At 68.3% G+C, this 25,420-nt stretch carries 25 protein-coding genes, 1 tRNA gene and 2 pseudogenes; 12 read left to right on the forward strand and 16 right to left on the reverse strand.

Annotated features, from left to right (window positions below):
- Positions 1 to 416 precede the first annotated feature (416 nt).
- From rimO to SALMUC_RS11785, 4 genes and pseudogenes are all read right to left on the reverse strand, one after another.
- Positions 417 to 1,800, reverse strand: a pseudogene (rimO, locus tag SALMUC_RS11770) (30S ribosomal protein S12 methylthiotransferase RimO).
- A 39-nt stretch (positions 1,801 to 1,839) separates the two neighbouring features.
- Positions 1,840 to 2,148: a hypothetical protein gene (locus tag SALMUC_RS11775; RefSeq protein ID WP_156883478.1), complete on the reverse strand. Its 309-nt coding sequence runs from the start codon at positions 2,146 to 2,148 to the stop codon at positions 1,840 to 1,842.
- Positions 2,149 to 2,415: 267 nt separating this feature from the next.
- Positions 2,416 to 3,714, reverse strand: coding sequence for a toll/interleukin-1 receptor domain-containing protein (locus SALMUC_RS11780; protein ID WP_020042679.1), 1,299 nt, complete (start codon positions 3,712 to 3,714; stop codon positions 2,416 to 2,418).
- Positions 3,715 to 3,955: 241 nt separating this feature from the next.
- Positions 3,956 to 4,561, reverse strand: coding sequence for a GcrA family cell cycle regulator (locus SALMUC_RS11785; protein WP_020042678.1), 606 nt, complete (start codon positions 4,559 to 4,561; stop codon positions 3,956 to 3,958).
- Positions 4,562 to 4,683: 122 nt separating this feature from the next.
- On the opposite strand from SALMUC_RS11785, the gene SALMUC_RS11790 reads away from it, so the two are divergent.
- Positions 4,684 to 5,493: an ABC transporter permease gene (locus tag SALMUC_RS11790; RefSeq protein ID WP_020042677.1), complete on the forward strand. Its 810-nt coding sequence runs from the start codon at positions 4,684 to 4,686 to the stop codon at positions 5,491 to 5,493.
- Here SALMUC_RS11790 and SALMUC_RS11795 read toward each other — a convergent pair.
- The 5 genes from SALMUC_RS11795 to dapF form a co-directional block, all read right to left on the reverse strand.
- Complete coding sequence (locus SALMUC_RS11795) at positions 5,384 to 6,361, reverse strand: DMT family transporter (protein WP_037371746.1); 978 nt, start codon at positions 6,359 to 6,361, stop codon at positions 5,384 to 5,386. The genes SALMUC_RS11790 and SALMUC_RS11795 overlap by 110 nt on opposite strands.
- Before the next feature lie 138 nt (positions 6,362 to 6,499).
- Complete coding sequence (locus SALMUC_RS11800; protein WP_051155904.1) at positions 6,500 to 7,195, reverse strand: CDP-alcohol phosphatidyltransferase family protein; 696 nt, start codon at positions 7,193 to 7,195, stop codon at positions 6,500 to 6,502.
- A gap of 54 nt (positions 7,196 to 7,249) precedes the next feature.
- Entirely contained in the window at positions 7,250 to 7,867 is a 618-nt protein-coding gene (locus SALMUC_RS11805; RefSeq protein WP_020042674.1) for an FMN-binding negative transcriptional regulator, read from the reverse strand.
- A gap of 4 nt (positions 7,868 to 7,871) precedes the next feature.
- Positions 7,872 to 9,125, reverse strand: a complete 1,254-nt coding sequence (gene mtaB, locus SALMUC_RS11810) for a tRNA (N(6)-L-threonylcarbamoyladenosine(37)-C(2))-methylthiotransferase MtaB (RefSeq protein WP_020042673.1) — start codon at positions 9,123 to 9,125, stop codon at positions 7,872 to 7,874.
- Positions 9,122 to 9,967, reverse strand: a complete 846-nt coding sequence (gene dapF, locus SALMUC_RS11815) for a diaminopimelate epimerase (RefSeq protein WP_020042672.1) — start codon at positions 9,965 to 9,967, stop codon at positions 9,122 to 9,124. The genes mtaB and dapF overlap by 4 nt, the downstream gene beginning before the upstream one ends.
- 120 nt (positions 9,968 to 10,087) lie before the next feature.
- On the opposite strand from dapF, the gene SALMUC_RS11820 reads away from it, so the two are divergent.
- Together SALMUC_RS11820 and SALMUC_RS11825 are read left to right on the forward strand one after the other, a co-directional pair.
- Positions 10,088 to 10,163, forward strand: a tRNA-Lys gene (locus SALMUC_RS11820).
- A gap of 419 nt (positions 10,164 to 10,582) precedes the next feature.
- Positions 10,583 to 11,179, forward strand: coding sequence for a nuclear transport factor 2 family protein (locus tag SALMUC_RS11825; protein ID WP_020042670.1), 597 nt, complete (start codon positions 10,583 to 10,585; stop codon positions 11,177 to 11,179).
- Positions 11,180 to 11,476: 297 nt separating this feature from the next.
- Here the strand turns inward: SALMUC_RS11825 and SALMUC_RS11830 are convergent, their stop codons facing one another.
- The 7 genes from SALMUC_RS11830 to SALMUC_RS11855 form a co-directional block, all read right to left on the reverse strand.
- The gene (locus SALMUC_RS11830) at positions 11,477 to 12,322 is read right to left on the reverse strand and encodes an SDR family oxidoreductase (protein ID WP_020042669.1); all 846 of its coding nucleotides are present in this window, start codon (positions 12,320 to 12,322) and stop codon (positions 11,477 to 11,479) included.
- A gap of 27 nt (positions 12,323 to 12,349) precedes the next feature.
- Positions 12,350 to 13,657 carry a TRAP transporter large permease gene (locus SALMUC_RS11835; RefSeq protein ID WP_020042668.1) on the reverse strand — a complete coding sequence of 436 codons (1,308 nt, stop codon included), beginning with the start codon at positions 13,655 to 13,657 and terminating at the stop codon, positions 12,350 to 12,352.
- Positions 13,650 to 14,183: a TRAP transporter small permease gene (locus tag SALMUC_RS28230; RefSeq protein WP_020042667.1), complete on the reverse strand. Its 534-nt coding sequence runs from the start codon at positions 14,181 to 14,183 to the stop codon at positions 13,650 to 13,652. The genes SALMUC_RS11835 and SALMUC_RS28230 overlap by 8 nt, the downstream gene beginning before the upstream one ends.
- A 61-nt stretch (positions 14,184 to 14,244) precedes the next feature.
- Positions 14,245 to 15,159 (reverse strand): C4-dicarboxylate TRAP transporter substrate-binding protein, encoded by a 915-nt coding sequence (locus SALMUC_RS11845; protein ID WP_020042666.1) that lies wholly within the window; start codon positions 15,157 to 15,159, stop codon positions 14,245 to 14,247.
- A 54-nt stretch (positions 15,160 to 15,213) separates the two neighbouring features.
- Positions 15,214 to 16,146, reverse strand: a complete 933-nt coding sequence (locus SALMUC_RS11850) for an IS5 family transposase (RefSeq protein ID WP_021119896.1) — start codon at positions 16,144 to 16,146, stop codon at positions 15,214 to 15,216.
- 39 nt (positions 16,147 to 16,185) lie between these two features.
- The gene (locus tag SALMUC_RS29760) at positions 16,186 to 16,323 is read right to left on the reverse strand and encodes a hypothetical protein (RefSeq protein ID WP_020043226.1); all 138 of its coding nucleotides are present in this window, start codon (positions 16,321 to 16,323) and stop codon (positions 16,186 to 16,188) included.
- Between the two features lie 359 nt (positions 16,324 to 16,682).
- Positions 16,683 to 17,399 (reverse strand): GntR family transcriptional regulator, encoded by a 717-nt coding sequence (locus tag SALMUC_RS11855; protein ID WP_021120285.1) that lies wholly within the window; start codon positions 17,397 to 17,399, stop codon positions 16,683 to 16,685.
- A gap of 162 nt (positions 17,400 to 17,561) precedes the next feature.
- On the opposite strand from SALMUC_RS11855, the gene SALMUC_RS11860 reads away from it, so the two are divergent.
- The 9 genes and pseudogenes from SALMUC_RS11860 to SALMUC_RS11895 all read left to right on the forward strand — a co-directional run bounded on the left by SALMUC_RS11860 (position 17,562) and on the right by SALMUC_RS11895 (position 25,413).
- Complete coding sequence (locus SALMUC_RS11860; protein ID WP_020043224.1) at positions 17,562 to 18,962, forward strand: NAD(P)H-dependent oxidoreductase; 1,401 nt, start codon at positions 17,562 to 17,564, stop codon at positions 18,960 to 18,962.
- 81 nt (positions 18,963 to 19,043) lie between these two features.
- Positions 19,044 to 20,003 (forward strand): Bug family tripartite tricarboxylate transporter substrate binding protein, encoded by a 960-nt coding sequence (locus SALMUC_RS11865; protein ID WP_020043223.1) that lies wholly within the window; start codon positions 19,044 to 19,046, stop codon positions 20,001 to 20,003.
- A 99-nt stretch (positions 20,004 to 20,102) separates the two neighbouring features.
- Positions 20,103 to 20,597, forward strand: coding sequence for a tripartite tricarboxylate transporter TctB family protein (locus SALMUC_RS11870; protein WP_020043222.1), 495 nt, complete (start codon positions 20,103 to 20,105; stop codon positions 20,595 to 20,597).
- 36 nt (positions 20,598 to 20,633) lie between these two features.
- On the forward strand, positions 20,634 to 22,133 hold the full coding sequence (locus tag SALMUC_RS11875; protein ID WP_020043221.1) for a tripartite tricarboxylate transporter permease: 1,500 nt from the start codon (positions 20,634 to 20,636) through the stop codon (positions 22,131 to 22,133).
- A gap of 33 nt (positions 22,134 to 22,166) precedes the next feature.
- Positions 22,167 to 23,138, forward strand: a pseudogene (gene otnK, locus SALMUC_RS11880) (3-oxo-tetronate kinase); the annotation flags it as partial.
- A complete protein-coding gene (locus SALMUC_RS31670; RefSeq protein ID WP_342663035.1) occupies positions 23,134 to 23,421 on the forward strand; it encodes a nucleotide-binding domain containing protein in 288 nt (95 codons plus the stop codon). The pseudogene otnK and the gene SALMUC_RS31670, both read left to right, overlap by 5 nt.
- Positions 23,418 to 24,068 carry a 3-oxo-tetronate 4-phosphate decarboxylase gene (gene otnC, locus SALMUC_RS11885; RefSeq protein ID WP_020043219.1) on the forward strand — a complete coding sequence of 217 codons (651 nt, stop codon included), beginning with the start codon at positions 23,418 to 23,420 and terminating at the stop codon, positions 24,066 to 24,068. Before SALMUC_RS31670 ends, otnC begins: the two co-directional genes overlap by 4 nt.
- Before the next feature lie 281 nt (positions 24,069 to 24,349).
- On the forward strand, positions 24,350 to 24,877 hold the full coding sequence (locus SALMUC_RS11890) for a phage tail protein (RefSeq protein ID WP_020043218.1): 528 nt from the start codon (positions 24,350 to 24,352) through the stop codon (positions 24,875 to 24,877).
- A 32-nt stretch (positions 24,878 to 24,909) separates the two neighbouring features.
- Positions 24,910 to 25,413 carry a GNAT family N-acetyltransferase gene (locus SALMUC_RS11895; protein WP_020043217.1) on the forward strand — a complete coding sequence of 168 codons (504 nt, stop codon included), beginning with the start codon at positions 24,910 to 24,912 and terminating at the stop codon, positions 25,411 to 25,413.
- The last annotated feature ends 7 nt before the right edge of the window (positions 25,414 to 25,420 follow it).

Below are 25,420 nucleotides of genomic sequence, written 5' to 3' on the forward strand. Positions count from 1 at the left end.
ACCCGACACGAAAAGGATGCCCCCGCAACGCGGAGGCATCCCTTACGTGCTCAAATCAAGATGGAAAATAAGCTCTCCCCGAAGGGGCTTAGGTCTCTCACGCGAAGGGATAGCGGGCGTCTCCGCCCATGCCAAAAAGCTCTTTCCCCTGCGTAGTCGGCGCCTTGTCGTGTAGAGTCTGTTCTGACCTGTCCCGGCACATCCGACTGAATAAACCAATATTACCACATCGTTAATTTCCTGTGCGGCAATTCCGGGGCCGCAGCCCCGCGCCGCTCCGGAATCCGCCACAATTTTCGCGCGGGACCTATCAGAAAAGACAGGCGGTCTCGGCGGACTTCCGCGCGTATGGGCAGGAATTTGATCAGCCGGTCAGGAATCGTGCAGTGTTGAGTCGCCGTGACCGCGCCGCGCGCTCAGTCCAGCAGCCGGCCCCAGAGGTCGTATTCTCCGGCCTCGTCCACCTCGACCATGACCCGGTCGCCGGGGCTCAGCCGCTCGTGGCCCTCGTCGATGAAGAGGTTGCCGTCGATCTCGGGCGCGTCGGCCTTGGTGCGGCAGGTCGCGGCATCCTCCTCGACCAGATCCACCAGCACCTCCATCCGGCGCCCCACCTTGGCGGCAAGCTTGGCCTCCGAGATCTCCTGCGACTTCTGCATGAAGCGCTCCCAGGCGGTCCTGCTTGACCTCCTCGGGCACGTGATCGGGCAGCGCGTTCGACCGGGCGCCCGACACGTTCTCGTACTGGAAGCAGCCCACGCGGTCGAGCTGCGCCTCGTCCAGCCAGTCCAGCAGGGTCTGGAACTCGTCCTCGGTCTCGCCGGGATAGCCCACGATGAAGGTCGAGCGCAGCACGATCTCCGGGCAGGCCGCGCGCCAGGCCGCGATCTCGTCCAGCGTGCGCGAGGCCGCCGCCGGCCGGGCCATGCGCCGCAGCGTGTCGGGATGCGCATGCTGGAAGGGAATGTCGAGGTAGGGCAACAGGTTGCTGCCCGCCTCCGCCGCGCCCTCCATCAGCGGGACAAGGTCGCGCACGTGCGGGTAGGGGTAGACGTAGTGCATCCGCACCCAGGCCCCCAGCTGCCCCAGCTCGCGCGCCAGCGGCAGGATCGGGAACTTGTCCTCGCGGTCCTTCCAGTCGGTGCCATAGGCGCTGGTGTCCTGGCTGATGACCAGAAGCTCCTGCACCCCGCTCTCGACCAGCTTCTCGGCCTCGCGCAGCACCGCGCGCTGCGGGCGCGAGACCAGCTTGCCGCGCATGTCGGGGATCACGCAGAACTTGCAGGCGTGATTGCAGCCCTCGGCGATCTTCAGGTAGCTGTAATGCCGGGGCGTCAGCTTCACCCCGCTCGCCGGCAGCAGATCGACAAAGGGATCGGGCGCCGGCGGCACCGCGCCGTGCACCGCGTCCAGAACCTGCTCGTACTGGTGCGGCCCGGTCACCGCCAGCACCTTGGGATGCGTGCCGGTGATGTACTCGGGCTCCGCCCCGAGGCACCCGGTCACGATCACCCGCCCGTTCTCGTTCAGCGCCTCGCCGATGGCCTCGAGGCTTTCCGCCTTGGCGCTGTCGAGAAAGCCGCAGGTGTTCACGATCACCGCGTCCGCGCCCGAGTAGTCGGGCGAGATGCCATAGCCCTCGGCCCGCAGCCGCGTCAGGATGCGTTCGCTGTCGACCAGCGCCTTGGGGCAGCCGAGGCTGACCATGCCGATGGTCGGCTGACCCTCGCGGGCGGTCTCGGAAACGCGGGCACGCGCCAGGTCGGGGCGGAGATCGGGGGGATTCTGCATGGGCGCCATATAGGGCAGCGCAGGGCGCCGGGGAAGGGGCTTCCGGTGTCAGCGCACCTGCGGAGGAAGCTGCGTCGGATCGTCGGGCGCGCCCAGCGTCGCCGCGACACCCTTGCGCAGCGAGGCCGCCAGCTGCGTCAGCGCATCGCGCGCCACGGTGGACGGGCCGGCGTCATCGGCGAAACAGGCCGGCGCCTGGTCCAGCGGCGCAAGGCAGCGGTTCAGCACGCCCTCGGGGTTCTCGTCGCGGCGGGCCATTTCCGCGATGACCTGCGTCATGACCAGTTCCATGCCCATCAGGGTGGCGGCCGAGCAGATCTCGACCTCTCCCATCGGTGGTGAGTTCCGTTTGCCCATGCGTCCTTCCCGCCGGCCTGTCGAGGTCGGGCATCGTGATGCCGTGTCTTGTCGTGAAAAAGGACACCTCGACGCAAAGCATCTGACCGCGCGGCGGATGGCTGGCGGCGTGCCTGTGCGGTGGTGGTCCTGTGTCCCGTCCCTCGGAGGCCTGGCTCTTCTTTCTCAAGCAATCGTTTGTGCCGCTGTCCCTGCGGCGCTCCGAGTGAGAACGCGGAACATCCCGCTTTCGTTCCGAAGACCCCGGTCGGCTCGTGCCGGCGCGCCCTATCCGCGCGGAGGCGGACCGGCCACCGGACCCGGCTGCGCCGGGACAAGCCGGGCGGCCAGCCGCCGCGCCGTCGCGTCCAGCTCGCCCGCGTCCTCTTCCCGGCAATCGGCGAGGTTCAGGATCATGATCCAGTCCTCGAGATCGCCGGGCAGCCCGCGCCAGTAGACCGGCCAGAGGAACTCGAAGCCCATGCGCTTGTTGCGCAGCCGCGCGACCATAAGCTCCTCCTCGCATTCGCCCGAGCTCATGTAGTCGGGGCTCAGCAGGCAGAGCGCGTGTTCGCACTCCTTCAGCGCCGCGTCGATCCTGCGCTGATAGGACACGCCGATCTCGATGTCGCGGCGGAAGTCGAAGACCTCGACCTCAGGCGCCACCTCGCGGAAGGCCTGCGCGATCCGGTCGGCGGCCTCGGCGTCGCGAGAGGAAAAGCTCAGGAAGACCTGTTTCGCCGGGGGGCCGTCCAGCGGGGCATCCCAATCCTCGGGGACACGCGGTGCCTCGGCCGGGGCAGGGGCAGGGGCGCCGCCGCCGGAAGAAGACAGCAGCCATGCGGCTAGGAAGATCGTCGCCAGCAGCAGCGGCACCAGCGCCCAGATCACGGACCCGCCGGACAAAAACACCACCGCCAGGCTGGCGCCCATGACGGTCGCGGCGAGCCCGATCAATGCAGCAATCGAAAACGGCGTCCTGCTGGCCTTCGGCAGGGGGGCGGACATCGGGCTCGGCATGGCTTCGGCCGAAGAGGCGGCGGAACGTCGCTCGAATACCTCCGGCGCCTCCTCGCGCCGTTTCGTCTCGAAGGCTTCGCGCATCCGCTCGATCTGCGGCGCGTTGCGCGCCACGATGTAGAGCGTGCGCACCGGCAGCCCCAGCCGCAGCCACTCGACCGCCGCGTCCAGCAGCGGCGGCATCATCGCCTCGGCGGGCCAGCCCGCGTCCCCGGACGAGATCAGCGGCATCGCGATGACCTGGTCCTCCGCCTCGTCGAGAAAGGGAAAGAGCGCGCGGAACAGCTGCCCCACCACCTGCGGCGGATCGCCGATCCATCCCGGCTCGAAGCAGACCAGCCGCCCGAAGCCCGCCTCCTCCACCGGGTGCGACAGCCACGCCCCAGTGGTCTCGCGCAGGTCGCGCGCCTTGAGCGCCCCCAGCCGCGCCACCGAGATGCCCCGCGCCGCCAGCTGGCCCACCAGCGAGGTCGGCGTCGGGGTGTAGTCGTCGGGCAGCGCCGAGATCACCAGCAGGTCGACCCCGTCCGCCGGATCGATCCGAGCGAGGTCGCCCTGCGCCAGCACGATCCGCCGCGTGACCCCCGTCGCAGGTGACGGCGATTTCCTCGACCGGCTCGAACATCCCCCGCGCCCTCCCGCGACCCCGTTTCGGGCGGGATGGTATCACGATCCGCCGCCGTCTCCGAACGTCACGCGCCGCCCGGACCGGAGCGGTCGGGCGGCACGATGTGGCTGGAAATCTTTCGCGGGATCTTTCGCACCGCGACCCGTACGGAAAGCCCGTACGTCCGGTACGTGAGAAGCCTCAGCGCCGGCGGTCGCGGCGCGAGGACATCGGCTGGAAGGCGACGCCCACGTGCGCCTCGCAGTAGGGCTTGCCCTGCTGCACGGGCAGGCCGCAGAACCAGAAGTCCTCGGTCGCCGGATCGCCCACGGGCCATTTGCAGGTGCGCTCGGTCAGGTCCATAAGACCCAGTTTTCGCGCTTTCTTTTCCACTTCGCTCACTTTCGCCAGGGCTTCGGGGCTGATCTCGTTGGCCGAGGGCTGCGGCGGCAGCGGCTGCCCCGCCGGGATGATCTGCTTGCGCGAGGGCGGCGCCGCCGGTGCGGCCTCCGCCTCTGTCTCCGGCTCGGGCTCGACCGCCGCGGCAGGCTCCGGAGAAGGTTCCGGCGCAGGCTCCGCCTTCGGCGCGGGCCTGGGGCGCGCTTCCTTGGCGGGCTTCTCCTCCTTGGCGGGAGCCGCCGCGGGCGCGGGCGTGCCGCCGTTGCGGTTCGACAGGCCGAGCCGATGCACCTTGCCGATCACGGCGTTGCGCGTCACGCCGCCGAGTTCCTTGGCGATCTGGCTCGCCGACTGGCCCTCGTTCCACATCTTCTTCAGAAGCTCGACGCGCTCATCGGTCCAGGACATCGTGTATCCTCATTGAAAAAAGCGGCCACCGGAGCGCGGGGCCGCCTGGAAATTCCGCTCGAACCTCTATTGTAGTCATCGACTGCCGAGTTACAAGCAGCGCGCAGGCGAAAGGACGACCCATGACCGACATTCCCATGACCGACCCCGGCGAACGCCGCTTCGGCCGCATCAACTGGCTGGGCCTCTACACGCTGTGCCGGCGCGAGATCCTGCGCTTCGCCTCGGTCTGGACGCAGACGCTCATGGCGCCGCTGGTGACGGCGGGGCTCTTCATGGTGATCTTCACCATCGCCATCGGTCCGCGCCGGGGCGACGTCATGGGGGTGCCCTTCACCACCTTCATCTCGCCCGGCATCCTGATGATGACAGTGATCCAGAACGCCTTCGCCAACACCTCGTCCTCGATCGTGATCTCGAAGGTGCAGGGCAACATCGTCGACACGCTGATGCCGCCGCTCTCGCCGGGCGAGCTCATCACCGGTTACCTCGCAGGCGGCGTGGCGCGCGGGCTGCTGGTGGCCGTGGCGATCATGGTCGGGCTGATGGTGACCACGGGCCTCGTGCCCGAGCATCCGCTGATCCTGCTGGTCTTCGTGCTGCTGGCCGGGGCCTTCCTGTCCGCGCTGGGCATGCTTGCCGGGCTATGGGCCAACAAGTTCGACCAGATGGCGGCGATCACGAACTTCATCGTGACCCCGCTGGCCTTCCTCTCGGGCACCTTCTACTCGGTCGAGGCGCTGCCGCCGGGACTCTACCAGGTGACGCATTTCAACCCGGTCTTCTACCTCATCGACGGCGCCCGCTACGGCATGCTGGGGGTCAGCGATTCCCATCCCCTGTTCGGCTTCGTGGTCGCGGTGGGTGCGACAGCGGCGGTCCTGCTGGGGGCGTGGGCGCTGTTCCGGACGGGCTGGCGCCTGAAGGCCTGAGCCGCGCCTCGCGCCAGGCCAGCAGCCCCGCGCCCGCGACGATCACCGCCGCGCCGAGGATCGAGACCACGCCGGGCGCCTCGCCGAAGATGGCGAAGTCGTAGAGCGCGGCAAAGACCAGCGTGCCGTACCAGAAGGGCGAGACGAAGCTCGCGTCCGCCCGCCGGATCGCCTGCAGGAAGCAGACCTGCGCCAGCGCCATGAGCCCGCCGAGGGCCGCCAGTGCCGCCCACTGCCCGGGCGTCGGCATGCGCCAGACCCAGGCGGCTGCGAGCGTGGCGATGCCGACGCCGATCAGGTTGTTGACCAGCAGGATCTGGAACGGCCCCTCGCGCCCCGAAAGACGCTTGATGACGATCATCTCGCAGCCGAGCGCCACCGCCGCCCCGAGCGCCAGCAGCGCCGCCGGGTCGAAGGCCTCGGGCGTGGGGCGCAGCAGGATCATCGCGCCCACCAGCGCGATGCCGGCGGCGGAAAAACGCACCGGGCCGACCTTCTCGCCCAGCACCGGGATCGCCAGCAGCATGGCGACCACGGGGTTGAGAAAGCTGATCGCGGTGGCGTCCGAGAGCGGGATGAAGGCCGCGGCGGCGAACATGAAGCTTACCCCGCCCCAGCCGAAGAAGACCCGTAGCGCATGGGTGCCCCAGGCCGGCCGCGTGAGGCGCGGGCGCATCACGGCGGCGGCGCTGGCAAGGAAGAGGAAGGCGAACACGAATCGGCCCTGGCTGACCTGCAGCGGGTGCAGCGGCGGGCCGAGCGTGTCGGTGCCCAGCATCTTGGCGCAGAGCGTCGTCGCCGCGACGAAGGCCGAGGCGATCAGCGTGAAGGCGGCGGCGAGGGCCGGGTTGGGCGTGGCGGGCGTCATGCGCCTGCCTTGCGACATCGCCGGGGGCTTGGCAAGTCCGGCGCGGGGCGCCGCCCTCGCGGCGGGCCGGGACGCGGGCGCCGGCCATTGCGTATTTGGAAACAAGAAGAAGGGACGGGGGCGTGCCGTGTCCCGGGGTCAGCCGCGCCGTTGCGGGATGACCTGCTGCGCGATGCCGGCGAAGACGAGGTAGACCGAGGTCGTCACGAGGCCCCAGTGCGCCCAGCTTTCGGGGTGGAAGTCGACCCAGGCGGCCCAGCCCGCGAAAAAGGTCCAGGCCAGCGCCAGCGGCAGCGAGAGCGCGCGCCAGCGCGCGGTGCGCACGGGGTGGATGAACTTCAGCGGCAGGAACATGGCCACGGCCAGCACGGCCACCAGCAGGAGGATGAGCCAGAAGGCCGGCTTGATGGCGAAGAGCACGATGACCAGCATGTTCCAGCAGCCGGGGAAGCCGTGGAAGGAGTTGTCGTCGGTCTTCATGCGGCTGTCGGCGAAGTAGAGCGCCGAGGCGAAGGTGATGACGATGATCGCGATCCAGCCGGTCCAGCCGGGCAGCAGGTCGGACTGGAAAAGCGCGAAGGCCGGGATGAAGACGTAGGTCAGGTAGTCGATGATGAGGTCGAGCAGCACGCCGTCGAAGCGCGGGGCGTTGGTCTTGACGTCGTACTTGCGCGCCAGCGGGCCGTCGAAGCCGTCCACGGCGAAGGCCACGACCAGCCAGAGGAACATGATCGACCACTGCTCCTGCGCGGCGGCGAGCAGCGCCAGCATGGCGAAGACCGCGCCGGTGGCGGTCAGCAGGTGGACGAGAAGCGCGCGCGTGCCGAGTGTCATGCCGATGTCATGGCCCATCCGGCGCCGGAGCGCAATCTGCGTCCGGCGCGGGCGTCAGTCGCCGGCCCCGCGCATCAGGGCGGCGAGCGCCGCGAGCTCGGAGCCGATGCCGGTCTCCATCGCCCCGGCAGCGGCGTGGCGGGCCTCGGCGGGCTTGTTCTGGCCGAGCTTCCAGGTGCTCTCGACGCTGTCGATCGCGAGCCGGAAGGGCAGGATCATGCGCAGCAGCCTGTCTCGGGTTTCGGGCTGCATCTTGTTCATGGTCCAGGGCGTCTTGGGCAGACGCACCTCGTAGGCCGCGGACTGGCGGGCGAGCAGGTCCGGCAGGCTTTCGGGCGGCATGGGTTCGAGCCGGCCGGTGAGATGCACCGCGAGGTAGTTCCAGGTCGGCACCTGGTCGGGGCAGAGGCCGTACCAGTCGGGCGAGACGTAGCCGTCCGGCCCGGTCACGGCGAGCCGCGCCGGGGCGCCCTGCCGGGCGGCGCGGCAGATGGGGTTCGAGCGCACGAGGTGCAGTTCGGCCTGCGTGCCATCCGCCGAGAGCAGGACGGGCACGTGGCTGAGGAGTGGCGGGCCCTCGGAGGCGACGGCCAGCGTGCCGAAGGCGCGGTCGCGCGCAAGGGCGAGGGCGGTGTCGCGGTCAGCCTGTCGGAAGGCCGGGTTCGGATGCATCGGCTCAGGCCGTCAGCCGCTGGCCGCTGTGGCCGCGGATCACCGCCGTGACGACGGCGCCCTCGGTCTGCGGCGTGTCGAAGCCGACCTCTGCGAACTGCTCGGTCCGGCCCATGTCGGGGGCTTCCATGAGCACACGGTGGGTCTGCCCCTCCTGCGCCGCGAGGTGACGCTCGACCGCCGCGCGGCCCGCGTCGCGCAGGCGGGCGGCGCGGTGCTTGATCGTGCGGCCGTCGATCTTCTGCGGAATGCGCGCGGCCGGCGTGCCGGGGCGGGCGGAATAGGGGAAGACGTGCAGCCAGGTCAGGTCGCAGTCCTCGACCAGCTTCAGCGAGTTCTCGAAGTGCGCCTCGGTCTCGGTCGGGAAGCCCGCGATGATGTCGGCGCCGAAGGTCATCTCCGGGCGCAGGCGGCGGGCCTCCTCGCAGAAGGCGATGGCGTCGTCGCGCAGGTGGCGGCGCTTCATCCGCTTGAGGATCAGGTCGTCGCCGTGCTGCAGGCTGAGGTGCAGGTGCGGCATCAGGCGCGGCTCGGTCGCGATGGCCTGCATGAGGTTCTCGTCCGCCTCGATGCTGTCGATCGAGGAGATCCGCAGGCGCGGCACGTCGGTGAGCTTCAGCAGCCGCATCACGAGGTCGCCCAGCCGGGGCGTGCCCGGCAGGTCGGCGCCCCAGGAGGTCAGGTCCACGCCGGTCAGCACCACCTCGTTGAAGCCCGACTGCACCAGCCGCTTGACCTGGTCCACCACCACGCCCGCCGGCACCGAGCGCGAGTTGCCGCGGCCGTAGGGGATGATGCAGAAGGTGCAGCGATGGTCGCAGCCGTTCTGCACCTGCACGTAGGCGCGGCTGCGGGTGCCGAAGCCGTCGATCAGGTGGCCCGCCGTCTCGGTGACGGACATGATGTCGTTGACCTGCACCTTCTCGGTCTCGCCGACGAAATCGCCCGCGAGGCCGCGCCAGGTGTCGGGCGACATCTTCTCGGTGTTGCCGATGACCGAGTCGACCTCCTCCATCGCGGCAAAGCTGTCGGGGTCGATCTGGGCCGCGCAGCCGGTCACGATGACGCGGGCGCCCGGATTCTCGCGGCGCAGGCGGCGAATCTCCTGCCGGGCCTTGCGCACGGCTTCCTGCGTCACCGCGCAGGTGTTGACGACCACGGCATCGCCCATGCCCGCGTCCTCCGCGAGGGCCTTCATCGCCTGCGTCTCGTAGGCGTTGAGCCGGCAGCCCAGGGTGGTGAACTTGGGCGCGCTCATGCGAGGGCCTCCAGCCAGGCGGCGGTGAAGCTGCCGTCGAAGACATGCGCGGTCGGGCCGGTCATCCAGACGCCGTCGTCGCGCCAGTCGATCTCGAGCGTGCCGCCGTCGAGATCCACGGTCACGCGCGGGCCGGTCAGCCCGCGCCGCACCGCGGCCACCGCCGTCGCGCAGGAGGAGGAGCCCGAGGCCAGCGTCACGCCGACGCCGCGCTCCCAGACGCGCATGCGCAGGCGATTCTCGCCCGAGAGGCTGGCGACCTGCACGTTGGTGCGGTCCGGGAAGAGCGGGTGGTGTTCGTAGCGGGGGCCGAACTGCGCGAGCGGTACCGTCTCGGCGTCGGCGACGAAGAAGGTGCAGTGCGGGTTGCCCATGCCGGTGGCGGTCGGCGCGCCCTCGATCGGCAGCTCGAGCGTCTCCATCGCCTCGGCCAGCGGGATCTCGGCCCAGTCGGTCTGCGGCTGACCCATGTTGACCGAGGTCAGCCCCTCGCCGGCGTCGCGGGCCTGCAGGGTGCCGCGTTCGGTCACCAGCGCGAGGCGATCGCGGCCGGTCTCCTCCATGAGGAATCGCGCGATGCAGCGGGTGGCGTTGCCGCAGGCCCCGGCGGTCGAGCCGTCTGCGTTGTAGAAGATCAGGCGGGCGTCGCCCGTCCCCTGCGCGGGCGAGATCACTGCGAGCTGGTCGAAGCCAACGCCGCGGTGCCGGTCGGCGATGGCCTCGGCCAGCGCGGGGGTCATGTCGATGTCGCGCGCACGCGCGTCGAGAACCACGAAATCGTTGCCGAGTCCGTGCATCTTCATGAAGGGGAGTCTGTCGCCGCCGCGTGTCATGGCGGGCATATACGCCTGTCGATTGCACCTTTCCAGAGCCAGCGGGCGCTGCGGACGCACGTGACGGGGAAAAGGCGTTTTTTTGGGGTTGACCCCACCCGCCGCTCTTTCTAGAAGCCCCCGCACAGTGGGCCGTTAGCTCAGTTGGTAGAGCAACTGACTTTTAATCAGTGGGTCGCAGGTTCGAATCCTGCACGGCTCACCACTGATCTCGAAATCACAGACCGCCATCGGGTCCAGATTGGGCTCCGTTTCGGCGTGGAATCATTGATCGGCACGGCCTTGCGTGATCCAGTCGCCATGTGACGGAGGCCGCCGATGGGCGACCTTGTCCGGCAGCGCGATACGCATGTGGACCAGCTGCGGCCCTGCTTGCCGAAGACGCATGGGATGCTCGCCAGTCCGGCGTATCAGGGCTCATGAATCCATCGAGGTTCTTGACCGGCTCGTTTATGAGAGTTGATGTGACGGCGGCGAAGGTATCCAGCCCATGCAGACCTGTGCGCGGATCTGAGATCCAGAGACGTGTCGCGTCGCGGAATGGGGCGCCTGACCAATGCGACCGGCCTGGCCATGCTGCCGGGCACAAGACATCACGTTCATCAGTTTCCGGAGGGGGCGACAATGACAGACATGGAAAGGCAGCTGGCAGACCTCGCCGCCGAGGTGACGCGGTTGAAGGATCACGAGGATATTCGCCAGGCGATCTACGCCTACGCGCGCGGCATCGATCGTGGAGATGCCACGCTGCTCGATCCTGCGTTCCACGAGGATGCCGAGGATGACCACGGGAATTTCCGCGGGACAAAGCACGATGCGCTCGCCGCATTCGCGAAAAGCGCGAAAAACCCCGCTGTTTCGTCGTCGGTCCACCACATCGGCAATATCCTGATCGACCTGCGCGGCGACGTGGCAGATGTCGAGACCTACTTCATGGCTTCGCAGCGCCGGGAAGAAGATGGCAAGCACTGGATCCGGATGCGGGTCGGTCGCTATCTCGACCGTTTCGAGAAACGCGATGGCATCTGGCGGGTTGCGAGGCGAAAGGTCATCGATGACTGGAGCAGCCTGGACGAACTGGCTCAGCCGGCTCGCGAGGTCGGTCCGGACAACAATCACGGAACGCGCGGGGCCGACGATCCGTCGCGGGCCGTGACAGGGTTTGCGGATCACCACCGGCATCCCGAAGCCCGTCACCGGGCAGACGCCAGCAACTCGTAGGTGCCCGGACGCCCGGCCGATGGGCCTCGACCCGGGGGTTCGGAACTCCGGGAATGCCCATGACCACCGGGCACGCGTTCACGCGCAATCTCGCGCGTATTCATGAGGGCCTGTCTGCCGCCCGGCCGGGAGCGGGGTCCGGCACGAGATGTCACGCCGGCCGCGTCAAAGCCGTCGCCTGCGACACGCCGCGACTGATGGAGAAGCCCACGGGCGGGAAGGTCGGTGGTTTCCGGCCTTGATCCATGCAGAGCAGCAGCAGGCCTCGATCCGTGGGCCCGATCCAGAACGGCACGCCTAGAAAGTGACCGGTCGCTTGCTTGGCGTGAGCTGGATTTCGTGGCTCCAGCACGTGGGGTCCTGCGCGTGCAGGTAGAAGTAGGCCTCCGCGATCTTCCGCGGATCGATGAGCTGTTCCTCCTCGCCGCCATGCGGCCCCCTGGATGCCGCCCGGGTTCCCGGAGAGTCGATCATTCCGTCTATGATGACGTTGGCGACATGGATCCCGTGCGGGGAATACTCCTCGGTCAGGACCTGGGCGAAGGCGCGCATCAGGACCCTGGGGTAGTACAGGGATTCCCCGGTCCGTCGTTGGCGCCCGCGCAGGCTGTACTGGTTGTTGGTCAGGAAGAAGGACCCGGCCCCTGCCGCCCGCATGGCAGGCAGCACGGCTCGCGCGACGAGGTAGGGACCGCGGCAGGCGAGGTTGATGGCGGTCTCGAAGATCTCCTCGGGAACATGCTCGATCAGTTCGTTCCCGGCCGGCAGCTCGCGGCCGTGGCTGTAGCCGGCATTGTAGATCACCACGTCCGGCGCGCCGTGCGTTTCGACAATCCCGGAGAAGGCCTCGGCAATCGACGCCGGTTGCGCGAGATCGAGGTCCACGACCCGGCAGCGGCCGCCCGCGGCCTCGATGACACCGACCAGGCCTGCAGCGTTCTGTGCGCGGCGCGTCGTGATGATCGTCAGGTAGCCTTCGGCCGCGAACTTCTGTGCGAGAGCCCCGCCCACGCCCCAGCGAAGCCCGGGCGGGAAGGCCTCGTCCGTCACGGCGGCGCCGTGCGCTGTCGCGGTGCTGGCGCCGTCGCCTTGCCACTTCGACGTGGCGCCGATGATGACGGCAACCTTGCTGTCGGTGGCCATGATCTGTCCTCTTCGAGGCCGTCTCCGTCAGTAGCTGACGGAGGGGAGCCAGGTTGAAATGGCAGGGAAGGCGAGCAGCAGGCCCAGCGTCACGGTCTCCATCAGGATGAAGGGAAAGATCCCGCGGAACATCATGCTCGAGTTGACCCTGCGTTCCGAAGCACCGATCACCGCGAAGAGGTTGATGCCGACCGGCGGGGTGATGGCGCCGATCTCGACCAGCTTGACCACGATCACGCCCATCCAGATCGGGTCGAGCCCGAGGCTGGTCGCGACAGGGTAGACGAAGGGAATGGTCATCACGAGCATCGAGATGCCTTCGACGAACATTCCCAGGATCAGGTAGAGCACGACAAGGATGGCCATGAACTGCCAGATGGCCAGGTCGATGGAGGTCACGTAGCCGGAGATCTCGCTGATGAACCCGGAAATCAGCAGAAGACGCGACAGGAACAGGCCGCCGATGATGATGATGAACAGGGCGGCCGACATGACCACGGCTTCCGTCAGCGAGTCCCAGAGGGCCCGCATCTTCATGCGTCCGCGCAGGAGGCTGATGACGAGGGCCCCTCCGGCACCCGCCGCGCCGGCCGTCGACGGGAACATGGCCCCGGAGTAGATGCCGCCCATGACAATGGCCGCGAGCAGGCAGAAGGCCCATATTCCCTTGAGGCTCGAGAGCTTCTCTCGCAGCGTGAAACGCTCCTCGACCGGCGGGGCTGCAGACGGGTTCAGCGTCACCAGGACGAAGATACCCACGAAATAGACGGCGACGGTGAGCAGGCCGGGCAACAGGCCTCCCACCAGCAGCGCGCCCACGCTTTCCTCCGTGAGGATGCCGTAGATCACCATGCCGAGCGACGGGGGAATCAGGGCCGCGAAGGTCCCCGCGGCCGCGATGCAGCCGGCGCTCAGGGAGCCGGAGTAGCGGTATCGCAGCATTTCGGGCAGGGCGATCCGGGTGAAGAGCGTCGCGCTGACGACCGTCGATCCGTTGATCGCGCCAAAGCCGCCGGATGCAAGCGTCGTCGCGTAGTAGAGTCCGCCACGGACCCCCGCATTCCACCTGTAGGCGGCGGAATAGAGCTCCTGCGTGATGCCGGCGCTTGAGGTGAGCGCCCCCATCAGCACGAACATCGGGACCACGACGAAGGCAAAGTCGCTGGCCAGCGCGTAGGGCAGGGATTCCGCGGTCGAAAGCATGAAGGGAAGGCCGGCCGTGAGGGCAAGCCCGGCCATCGCGACCGCGGCCATTGCGATGCCGACCGGAATGCCCGCGGCGATGACGACCAGCAGGATCCCGATGATCAGGAAGCCGTCTGCGAGATTACCCATCGGTGCCGCCTTCCGTGGCTCGTGTCGGATGCCGGATCGTCGAGATCGCAACGACGATCTGGCGGAGGTATTCGGCAACGCTGGTCACGACCATGGCCGCGAAGACGACCTTGATCGGCCAGACCGGGAACCGGATCACCGCTGCGGCGAACTCGCCGTACTCGTAGCTTTCCGTGGCCATCGCGAGCGCCCCTTGCGCGAGAACCAGGAAGACCGCGAGCCCCGTGGCAAGGGCCAGGACACGGCTCAGGCGCTGCAGCAGGCCGGGCATGCGCTCCATAACTAGGTCCACCTCGATGTGGCGGCGCATGCGTTCCACGCGTGGCAGGGCCCCGAAAATCAGGAGAACCAGCAACTCGGCGCTCAGCTCGCGTGCCACGGGGACGGGCTTCAGGAACAGGTAGGTCCCGAGAACATCGGCACTTCCGACAACCGCGAGGAAAAGGATCACCACGGCGGAAATCGCGAGGCATATATCGCCCGCCCGCAGCACGACCGCGTTCAGGGCGTCAGTAAGTCGGACCATGACGGTGAAGTGTCCCGTATCGATGAATCGCGGCGGGCACGAAGCGCCCGCCGCGTCTTGATCAGTTCGAGGCGGACAGGTTGTCGCGCACGACCTGCATCACGGCCTCCGCCTCGGTTCCGGCGCCACGTTCCTCCATCTGGGTGGCCCAGAGTTCGAGGAAATCCGGGGTCGCCTCCTGCAAGGCATCGGGCTCCGTGAATTCGACCAGTTCCAGACCCTTGGACAGCATCTCGTCCCGGGCATCGGCCGCGAAGCTCTCGACTTCGGCGACATCGCGGGCAATCGCGTTCTCGCTGGCTTCGCGGAAGAGGTTCTGCACGTTCTCGTCCAGGCTCTCCCATTTCGCGGCGTTCATGTAGGTCGGGTAGTTGGTGATCGCGCCGAAGCCGGCGTCGACGTAGTAGTCCGCGACCTCGTAGAGGTTGTAGTTGAGCGAGAAGTCGTCCGCCGCGTAGGCGCAGTCGACGGCGCCGCGCTGGATCCCTTCGTATTGCTCGGTGGCCGTGGTCACGACACCTGTGGCCCCCAGCGACGACCACATCTGCGGGACGTATTCGCCGTAGGCGCGGATGCGCGTTCCGGGGAAGTCCGACATGGACGCGATCTTCTTGCTGCAGACGATGTGGTAGACGGGCAGGCTGGTCCAGAACATCGGAACCAGGTTGTTCTGCGCATTCTCGGCCTGCACCTCCGGCGTGGCATCCAGGGCGTGGGCAACGCGCGAGACGGCCGCCACGTCGGGGTAGACATTCGGCAGCTGCGTCACGCCGGTCAACGGCATCTGCGACGGGAAATAGGCGGGGGACAGCGACCCGAGGTCCACTGCGCCGCTCGACAGAAGGCTCAGCATCTCGGTGGCCTTGCCCATCGACTCGGACCAGAAGATCTCGATGCTGATGTTGCCGCCGCTCTTCTCGTTGATCTCGTCGGCCCATTGCTGGACGTTCTGCGACTGGACTGTCGTCTGCGACACGGCATTGTTGCAGAAAGGCGGCTTGAGGCGTGACTTCCCCTTTCCCCTTTAGTTTCAGGCCACGCGGACGATCTCGGCGGTGCCGAGGGCATTAAAGCGATTGATAAGGGCGACCCGGATGTGGATTTCGGCGGTTTGCCGATCAGGATCCCGTGCGGCGATGCGCTCGCCGAAGGCCTTCAGGCATCGCATCCTGGCCTCCACGCGGCTGCGGGCGTGGTATCCCGTCCACCGTTTCCAGAACGCCCGACCGTAGTGACGTGTGGCGCGCAGGGTTTCGTTGCGGGCCCGGGCGGCTGGGCAATCATCCTTCCACGGTCGGCCATTCTTGCGGATCGGGATGATCGCCGTGCCACCGCGTGCGTTGATGGCACCGTGGCAGCGGCGGGTATCGTAGGCGCCATCCGCGGTCACGGTGCCGATGTCCTCGTCCTCGGGGATCTGGTCGAGCAGGTCCGGCAGGACGGGGCTGTCGCCGTCCCGGCTGGGGGTGAACTCGACCGCGCGGATGTCGGATGTGGCGGTGTCCATCGCCAGATGCACCTTGCGCCATTGGCGTCGCCCCTGAACACCGTGCTTGCGGGCCTGCCACTCGCCATCGCCGAGGAACTTGATGCCGGTGCTATCCACCAGCAGGTTCAGCGGCCCGCCAGCACGGCGATAGGGGATCTGCACCTTCAGGGTCTTCTGCCTCCGGCTCAAGGTCGAATAGTCCGGAACGGGCCAGTCCAGCCCCGCGAGACGCAGCAGACTGGCGACCAGCCCGGCGGTCTGCCTGAGCGGCAGCTTGAACAGCACCTTGATCGACAGGCAGAACTGGATCGCCGCATTCGAGAACACCGGCGGGCGCCCAGGGCGGCCCTCATGCGGCGCGTGCCAGACCATCTCCTTGTCCAGCCAGATCAGCAAAGACCCGCGCTTGCGGAGCGCAGCGTTGTAGGCGGACCAGTTCGTCGTGCGGTAGCGGGCGGGCTTGGGCTTGCTCATGCTGCTCGTCTAATCGCATGGATTCCCGATGTGAATCCTTCACCCGCTGAGTTCTGCAACAACGCCCTGCGACACCGGCATCGCGTAGCGCAATGTCATTTCCGGGTAGTCCTGGGCGAAAGCCGGAACGGCCGGCACCGTCAGGGCGACAAGGAATGCTGCTTTGCGAATAGTCATGTTTCTCCTCCCTCTGCGAAACAGGCGCGGCCCTCTCGTGAGGAAATCGGTAACCATTTGAAATAAGGAACGTTTCCGAAATTCCGCTCGCTTAGCTGAGCGTCGGGCGGGCGGGGAGTCAACTGTCCCGGCGGCCGGAGGGAAGGGAGCTATGGGAACCATAGGGGGCGCCGATGCTGCAACCATGTGGCCGGCGGTTGCGGGCGCACAGGGTTTCCGGAAATTCCTGCGGCTTGACGCCAATGCGGGAGGGCCGGGGCGGGTGGTGACCAGCCCCGGCGCCGGAAAGTCCGTAGCTCACTCGTGCCGGCCGGAACCGGCGGCAGGCCCCGCCCTCTCCAGCGGTGGCGGGGTGCGCCTTACTGTGCGACAGCCCGCCCGGTCGCGGCCTCTTCGGCCTCGAGGGCACGGCGCGCCGCGGTCCAGCCGGCGACGTGGTGCGCGCGCAGCAGCTCCCGCAGCAGCGGCCCCTCGCGGCGGATCAGCGCGTCGCGGATCTGCTCGTGCTCGTGCACGGCCCGCGTCCAGCGCGCCTCGTCGCGGTTGCCGGCAAATCGGAAGCGCCGGATGCGGGCGCATTCCTCGGCATAGACGCGCGAGAGCGCGGGATTGTGCGCGGCGTCGATGATCTTCTGGTGGATGTCCTGGTTGATGTGGAAATAGGTCATCAACTCGCCCGCCTCGAAGGCCGCCACCATGCGATCGTGCAGATCCGAGATTTCCGCGATCTCCGCCTCGGTCGCGCGCTCGGCGGCCCGCTCGGCGCCGATGCTCTCGAGGCCGATCAGCACCTCGATCGAGGCCTCGACATCGTCCATCGTGAAGACCACGACCGTCGCCCCGACGTTGGGCCGGATCGAGATCAGCCCCTCGCGTTCGAGGATCTTGAAGGCTTCGCGCAGCGGCGTGCGGGAAATGTTCAGCTGCTCGACCAGCACGCGCTCGTTGATTCGGCTGCCCGGTTCGAGCTGGCCGCTGGTGATCATGTCGCGCACGCGTTCGGTCACGAAGGCGGACCGGGTGCCGCGCGGCGCCTCGAGGGTGGGGGTGTCGGCAGTCATGTCCCTGAATTGCATGCAATGTCCGCCAGCAGCAACAGGAAACGCCCGAAGGGATTTGACAGAGCCAATATTGCATGCAATTAATCCCGAAATTCATCGGAAGGCTGCCTCTGGTGCGGAAAATCCCGCGCATTGCATGCAAGCCGACCGATCCGCGGAGAGGGCACGGGAGAGGACATGAACCACCACGGTTACTTCGGACGGGGCGACAGGACGGTCGAGTGCTGCATCATCGGCACCGGCGGCTTCGGACGCAGCTTCCTCGCGCAGGGCCTTGTCGTGCCCGGTCTCTCGGTGCGGGTCGCCGTCGACGTCGAGGCCGCCATCGCCGCCGCAAGCCTGCGCTCGGTGGGCATCGCCGAGGCCGACATCCGCGAGTGTCACACGCCCGAGGAGGCGCACCGCGCCTGGGAGGCCGGCGCCTTCATCGCCACCGGCCGCTACGAGACGGTCGCGGCCCTGCCGGTCGCGGTCGTCGTCGAGGCGACGGGCAACCCCGAGGTCGGCGCCCACCACGCGGCCAGGGCCATCGAGGCCGGCTGCCACGTGGCGATGGTCTCCAAGGAGGTCGACAGCGTTGCGGGACCGGGCCTCGCCGACATGGCGCGCGAGGCGGGTGTCATCGTCTCGCCCGTGGACGGCGATCAGCCCAGCCTGCTCATCGGTCTCGTGACCTGGGCCGAGGTGCTGGGCCTCGAGATCGTCTGCGCGGGCAAGTCCAGCGAGTACGACTTCGTCTACGACCCGGAAACTGGCACCATCGACTGCAACGGCACGGTCCACGAGGTGCCGGGCTTTGCCGGTCTCGAACGGCTCGGCGATGCCGCCGTGCCCGACATGGTGGCCCGCCGGTCCGAAGCCACCGCCGCGCTGCCGCAGCGCGCGGTGCCGGACCTCTGCGAGATGACCATCGTCGCCAACTCCTGCGGCATGCTGCCGGACCGCCCCGACCTGCATTGCCCCATCGCCCGCATCGACGAGGTGCCCTCGATCCTCTGCGAGGCGGCTGATGGCGGCATCCTCTCGCAGGCGGGCGTGCTCGACGTCTTCCACTGCCTGCGGGCCCCGGGCGAGATCAGCTTCGCCGGCGGCGTCTTCGTCGTCGTCCGCTGCCGTCACGAGGAAACCTGGGACCTGCTGCGCGGCAAGGGCCACGTGCTCAGCCGCGACGGCAAGACGGCCATGGTCTACATCCCGCGCCACCTGCTGGGCATGGAGGCGGCCACCACCGTCTTCGAGATGGCCCTGCGCGGCGTCTCCTCGGGGGCCGAACGCCCCGGCCATCACGTCGACCTCGTCGCCGTGGCCGACCGCGACTTTCCCGCGGGCGCCCGGCTCGACATGGGCGGCCATCACCACTCCATCGACGGCGTCTCGTCGCGGATGGTGCCCGGCGCGCCGCTCACGCCGCAAGGCCCGGCCCCGTTCTACATCGCGTCGAACCGGGTGCTTGCCCGCGACGTGCAGGCGGCCGAGCCGATCCGCATGAGCGATCTCGTGCTTGACGAGGACAGCGAATTGCTGCGCCTGCGGCACGAACAGGATCGGCGTCTCGCCGACCGCAAGCTGACCGCCTGAGGCAGCCAGACCCATGCATCGGGGCGCAGGAGGCGCCCCGGTTCAAGCCACCACATGCATCAGACCCTAGGGAGGATACCCATGCATAAGACCCTTCGCCACATCACGGCCGCCCCGGCGCTCGTCGCGCTCATGATCGCGGCCCCGGCCCTCGCGCAGGACACCGAGTTCAGCCCCTCCAGCATGACCGCCTTCGTCGCGGCCGGCGCCGGCGGCGGCACCGACAACTTCACCCGCACCGTGCAGCCGATGCTCGAAGAGCGGCTGGGCACCAACATCACCGTCATCAACCTGCCGTCGGCCTCCGGCGCGCTGGCGCACCAGCGCACCGCGCAGAGCGAGCCCAACGGCGAGTCGCTCGACTTCGCCTCCTCGACCTTCATCACCAGCCGCGCGGCGGGCCAGAACCCCATCGGCCTCGAGCAGCTGACGCCGGTCGCCCGGATGCAGTCGGACGTGCTGACGCTCGTCGTGAACCCCGAGAAGTACGAGACCTTCGAGGACTTCCGCGCCTACGCCGAGGCAAACCCGGGCGAGGTCGTGATCGGCGGCACCCACGCGGCCAGCGTCGACCGGATGGCCTTCCTCGCGCTGAACGAGGCGACGGGCTTTGACCTGAACTTCATCCCCTACGACAACGAAGGCGCCGCCTCGGCCAACCTGCTGAGCGGCAACATCGACGGGATGTTCAACGAGATCAGCGCGATCCAGGGCTACATGGAATCGGGCGAGATGAAGCCGGTGCTGGCGCTTGCGGACGAACGTCTCGAGGCCTATCCCGACATGCCGACCACCGTCGAGAACGGCTGGGAGTTCACCTTCGGCAACGAGCGGGGCGTCTTCATCAATGCCGAGACCGATCCCGAGATCATCGCCGCCATCGAAGCCGCCTTCGAGGACGTCTTCAACTCCGAAGACTACCAGGCCTATGCCGCCAAGGCGAACCTCGACGTCCGCTCCGGCTGGCTCGGCAGCGAGGATTACCGCAAGGTGCTTGAAGAGAACCTCGCGTTCTTCGAAGAGTTGCTGGCCGACCAGTAATCGGCACAAGCGGGCCGCCCGGAGCGCGCAAGCGCCCCGGGCGGCTTCGCGCACGGACCCGGTGTGGCCAGCCCGAGCATTGGAAAGGCGGCTTTCGACATGACGGCACGACTCTACTCATTCGTCGCGGCCTCGGCGCTGGCCGGGCTGCTGTTCCTCTGGCTCGCGCTTCAGCTGCCGGGCGGCGCAGAGGTCACCACGCTGATCGGACCGCGCACCTGGCCGCTGCTGATCCTCGTCATCATGCTGGCGCTGGTGGTCCTGATGCTCGTCCTGCTCGTGACCCGCGGGCCCGGACAATTCGTCACGAAGGACGATGGCGACACGCCGCAGGAAGAGATCGCGGACGAGGCCGTGCAACGCGACGACGCGAGCGGCTTCACCTACCGCCACCTCGGCATGCTCGTCGCGACCATCGCCTATACCGTGGTGATGGACTACACCGGCTACCTGATCGCCACGGCGGTCTTCGCTGCCATCGCGAACGTGATCCTCGGCGAGCGCAAGCCGCTCAGGATCCTTCTGACCACCTGTGTCGCTGTCGCGCTCGTGGCCGTGGTCTTCGACCGGCTGCTGAACATCCCGCTGCCCTGACGCCCCCCGTCGCGGGCGCCCCCGAAAGGACGCGCAATGATTGAAGACCTCATCGGCGGCTTCGGCGTCGTGCTGCAGCCGATCAACCTGCTGATCCTCGCCTCGGCCGTGCTGATCGGCTTCGTCGGCGGCGCGCTGCCCGGCATCAGCGGCGTGATCCTCGTCGTCATCCTGCTGCCGGTCACTTACTCCATGGAGCCCACCGGGGCCTTCATGCTGCTGACCGCCATCTACGCCTCCAGCGTCTTTTCCGGCCTCATAACGGCGATCCTCTACCGCGCGCCGGGCACGCCCGAGGCGGTGATGACCGCGCTCGACGGCTACCCGATGACCCAGAAGGGCGAGGCCGGCAAGGCGCTCGGCGTCGGCATCCTGTCCTCGGCCGTGGGCGGCATGCTCGGCACCGTCGTGCTGATCGTGGCGACACCGCTGCTGGCCGACATCGCGCTGCAATTCTCCTCGCCCGAGTTCTTCGCGCTGGCCGTGCTGGGCCTGACCGTCGTGGCCTCGCTGGGCGGCAACCTGCTGCTGGGCCTCATCGGGGTCTGCATCGGCCTCGTGATCGCCTCCGTCGGGCTCGACCCGCTGACCGGCGCGACCCGCTTCACCTTTGGCAGCCTGCACCTGATGAGCGGCATCAACCTGATCCCCGTCATCATCGGCCTCTTCGCCGTCTCCGAGGTGCTCAAGCGCAGCCAGGAAGGCGACATCCACCTCGCCACCAAGAAATTCACCATCCGCATCTTCGACTGGCCGATCATCCGCCGGATCCGCATGACCGTCATGCGCTCGTCGCTCCTCGGGACGGCCATCGGCATCCTGCCCGGCATCGGCGCCTCGACCGCCGCCATGGTCGCCTACAGCGAGACCGTCCGCTGGTCGAAGGACCGCAAGAGCTTCGGCAAGGGCGCGCCCGAGGGTGTCGCCGCCCCCGAGGCCGCGAACAACGCCGCCGCCATGGGCGCGCTGGTGCCGCTCTTCGCGCTCGGCATCCCGGGCTCCGGCACGACGGCGATCATCCTCGGCGCCTTCATCGTGCACGGCCTGACGCCCGGGCCGACCTTCATGACCGGCAACAGCGACCTGATCTACGCGGTTTTCGTTGGCCTGCTGATCGTCAACATCCTGATCCTCGTCTTTTCGCGGCCCTTCATCGCGATCCTGTCCAAGCTGCTCGACGTGCCCTACTCGGTGCTCGGCCCGGTCATCGTGATCTGCTGCATCGTCGGCACCTACTCGGTCCAGAACTCGATGATGGACGTCTGGCTGATGCTGGGCTTCGGCGTGGCGGGCTTCCTTCTGGAAAAGATCGGCTTCCCGCTGGTCTCGATCATCCTCGGCGTCGTGCTCGGCCCCATCGCGGAAAGCGAGCTGCGCCGCTCGCTGGCCATGACGCGGGGCGACCCCTCCGTCTTCTGGACGCGCCCGATCAGCGCCATCCTGCTGGCGATTGCCATCGCGCTCGTGGTCATGACCGTGGTGATGCCGCTGCTGCGCCGCCGCAAGGCCCGCAAGGACGCGCTGCGCGATGCCTGAGACCACACCCACGGACAACCCCGGAGACCACGCATGAAGCTCGGCTGCATCGGTGACGATTTCACCGGCTCCTCCGACCTCGCCAACAACCTCGCCAAGGAGGGGATGCGGGTCACCCAGTTCACCGGCGTCCCCGAGGGCCCCGCGCCCGCCGACATCGACGCCGGCGTGGTCGCGCTCAAGTCGCGCACCATTCCCGCCGCCGAGGCGGTGCGCCTCTCGCTCGAGGCGCTGGACTGGCTGCGCGCGCAGGGCTGCGAGCAATTCTTCTTCAAGTACTGCTCGACCTTCGATTCCACGCCCGAGGGCAACATCGGCCCGGTCATCGACGCGCTGCTCGACCGGCTCGGCACCGAGACGGCCATCGTCTGCCCCGCCTTCCCGGCGACCGGGCGCTCGGTCTACCAGGGGCATCTCTTCGTGAACGACGCGCTGCTGTCGGAGTCGGGCATGGAGAGCCATCCGCTGACCCCGATGACCGACCCTGACATCCGCCGCGTCCTCGCGCGGCAGACCCGCCGGGCCGTCGGCCATGTCGCGGCGCCCACCGTCTTCGAGGGGGCCGAGGCCATCGCCAAGGCGCTCGCGGCCGAGGCCGGGGCAGGGCGCCCGCTGACCGTGGTCGACGCGATCCGCGACGAGGACCTGCGCGAGATCGGCCGCGCCGCCCGCGGCCTGACCCTCATCACGGGCGGCTCCGGCGTGGCGCTTGGCCTTCCCGCGAACCTGCTCGAGCCGGGCCGGGCCGCGCCCCCCTCCGAGACCTGGACGGGTCTCGAGGGCCCCGCCGCGCTGATCGCGGGCTCCGCCTCGCGCATGACCCGCGCGCAGATCAAACGCTGGGCCGAAAGCAACCCGGCCCGCGAGATCACCGCCGACGACGTCATGGAAGAGCGCGTCACCCCTGCGGAGGCCGCGCGCGCGGCGCTCGACGCCGAGGGCACGATGCTGCTCTATTCCTCCGCCGATCCCGAGACGGTTAAGGCTGCGCAGGACCGCTATGGCCGCGAGATCGTCGCCGGCCGTCTCGAGGCCTTCTTCGCGGAAACCGCCCGGGCGCTCGTCGGTGGGCGGCGTGACGCGCCTCGTCACCGCCGGGGGCGAGACCTCGGGCGCCGTGGTCGAGGGGCTGGGCATCACCGCCCTGCGCATCGGCCCCGAGATCGCCCCCGGCGTGCCCGCCGTCGCCGCCGAGGGCCGGGACCTGGTGCTGGCCCTCAAGTCCGGCAATTTCGGCGACGAGGACTTTTTCGCCAAGGCCCTCGCGACCCTCGCGGGGCGGACATGAGCGACATCACCAACCTGCGCGAGGACGTCTGCCGCTTTGCCGGTGCCCTGCACGCGCGCGGCCTGACGCATGGCTCGACCGGCAACATCTCGGTGCGCACGCCCGACGGCGGGCTGCTGGTCACGCCCACGGGCTCGTCCTTCATGACGCTCGACCCGGCGCGGCTCAGCCGGTTCGACGCCGACCTCAACCACGTCGAGGGCGACAGGCCCACCAAGGAAATGCCCCTGCACCGCGCCTTCTACGAGACGCGCAGCACCGCCGGGGCCATCGTGCACCTGCATTCGTGCCATTCCGTTGCGCTGTCGATGATGCCCGAGGTCGATCCCGACGACTTCCTGCCGCACCTGACGCCCTATCCGATCATGCAGCTCGGCCGGGTCAAGCTGCTGCCCTACTACATGCCCGGCGACGCGGCCATCGGCGACGCGATCCGCGGTCTCGCGGGTAAGCGGTCGGCGGTCATGCTGGCCAACCACGGCCCCGTGGTGGCGGGCAAGTCGCTCGAGGCGGCCGTCTATGCCATCGAGGAGCTCGAGGCCGGCGCGCGGCTCGCGATGATGACCCGGGGCCTCTCGCCCCGGGCCCTGACCGAGGCCGACGTCTCGGCCCTGGTGACAAAGTTCGACGTCGCCTGGGACGACTGACACCGGCCCGCCGGCACCGCACATCAGCCTTGGCGACCCAGGGTGCCCGGTCCGCACACATTGTCCCGCGGGAGGCTCGCCCTCCCGCGGTTCTCTTGCTGCTGAAAATTTCCACAAAACGTTGACGTAACGTGAATTTCTCGTAGGGTGACAACCACGGGTTGATATTTCCGCCCGGGCGCCCGCCACGGGTGTCTTGATTGTTGAAGAGGACAGGGATTCGACGGTCTTGCCGGGAGGGCTCGCCGCGGGACCGTCCGACCAGAACAGGCACAAAAATCATGTCCGAACCGTTTGTTGGCCAGATCTATCTCGTAGGCTACGACTTTGCACAAAGGGGCTTTGCCCTCTGCCAGGGCCAGCTGATGCCCATCTCCCAGAACAGCGCCCTCTTTTCCCTGCTGGGAACCAACTATGGCGGCGACGGCCGGACCACCTTCGGGCTGCCGGACCTCGCCGGCCGGACCGCCATCGGCCAGGGCCACGGAGCGGGCCTGTCCCTGCGCACCATCGGGCAGAAGGGCGGAACGGAAAGCACGACGCTCGGTGTGCAGAACATGCCCTCGCACACGCACCAGGCGAGCCTCATGGCCGAGACCGGAGCGGCGACGGAAACCAACCCGACGGGCAATCTTCTCGGCCTCGCGCAGGTCTATTCCCCGCCCGGCGAGGCGCCCAACCGCGAGATGGCCTCCGACGCGATCTCGGTCGGCAACACGGGCGGACAGCAGCCCTTCGACCACATGCCGCCCTATCTCGTGCTGAACTACGAGATCGCCCTGCAGGGCATCTACCCGTCGCGCAGCTGACGCGGCCCTTCGACGCCAGACCGGGGCCGCCGATGCTCGATCACCACCGCAGGCAGATCGCCTTCCGGGTCATCCACGACACCGACCGTGCCTTTCTCCGGCAGGTCTACGCGGCGACGCGCGAATGGGAGTTCACGCTCACTGTCTGGCCCGAGGACGAGAAGCGCGATTTCCTGCAACGTCAGTTCGAGGCGCAGGACCTGCACTACGCCCGCGCCTTTCCCGGTGCCGTCCGGCGGATCATCACGCTGGACGGCACCGACATCGGGCGGCTCTACATCGACCGCCGGGACGAGGTGCTGCACATCATCGAGCTGTCGCTCCTGCCCGCCTGGCAGCGGCGCGGGATCGGCACCGACATCCTGCGCAGCCTCCTGAACGAGGCGCACGGCGGCAAGGTGCCGGTCCGGCTCAAGGTCGAACGCACCAGCCCCGCACTGCGGCTCTACCAGCGCCACGGGTTCCGGCAGACCGGCTCCGAGGGGCATCACCTGTCGCTGGAATGGCGGCCCGACACGCGCCCGCGCGAGCTATGACCGCGCG

The organism is Salipiger mucosus DSM 16094, from assembly GCF_000442255.1.
In the GTDB taxonomy this organism is placed as follows: Bacteria; Pseudomonadota; Alphaproteobacteria; order Rhodobacterales; family Rhodobacteraceae; genus Salipiger; species Salipiger mucosus.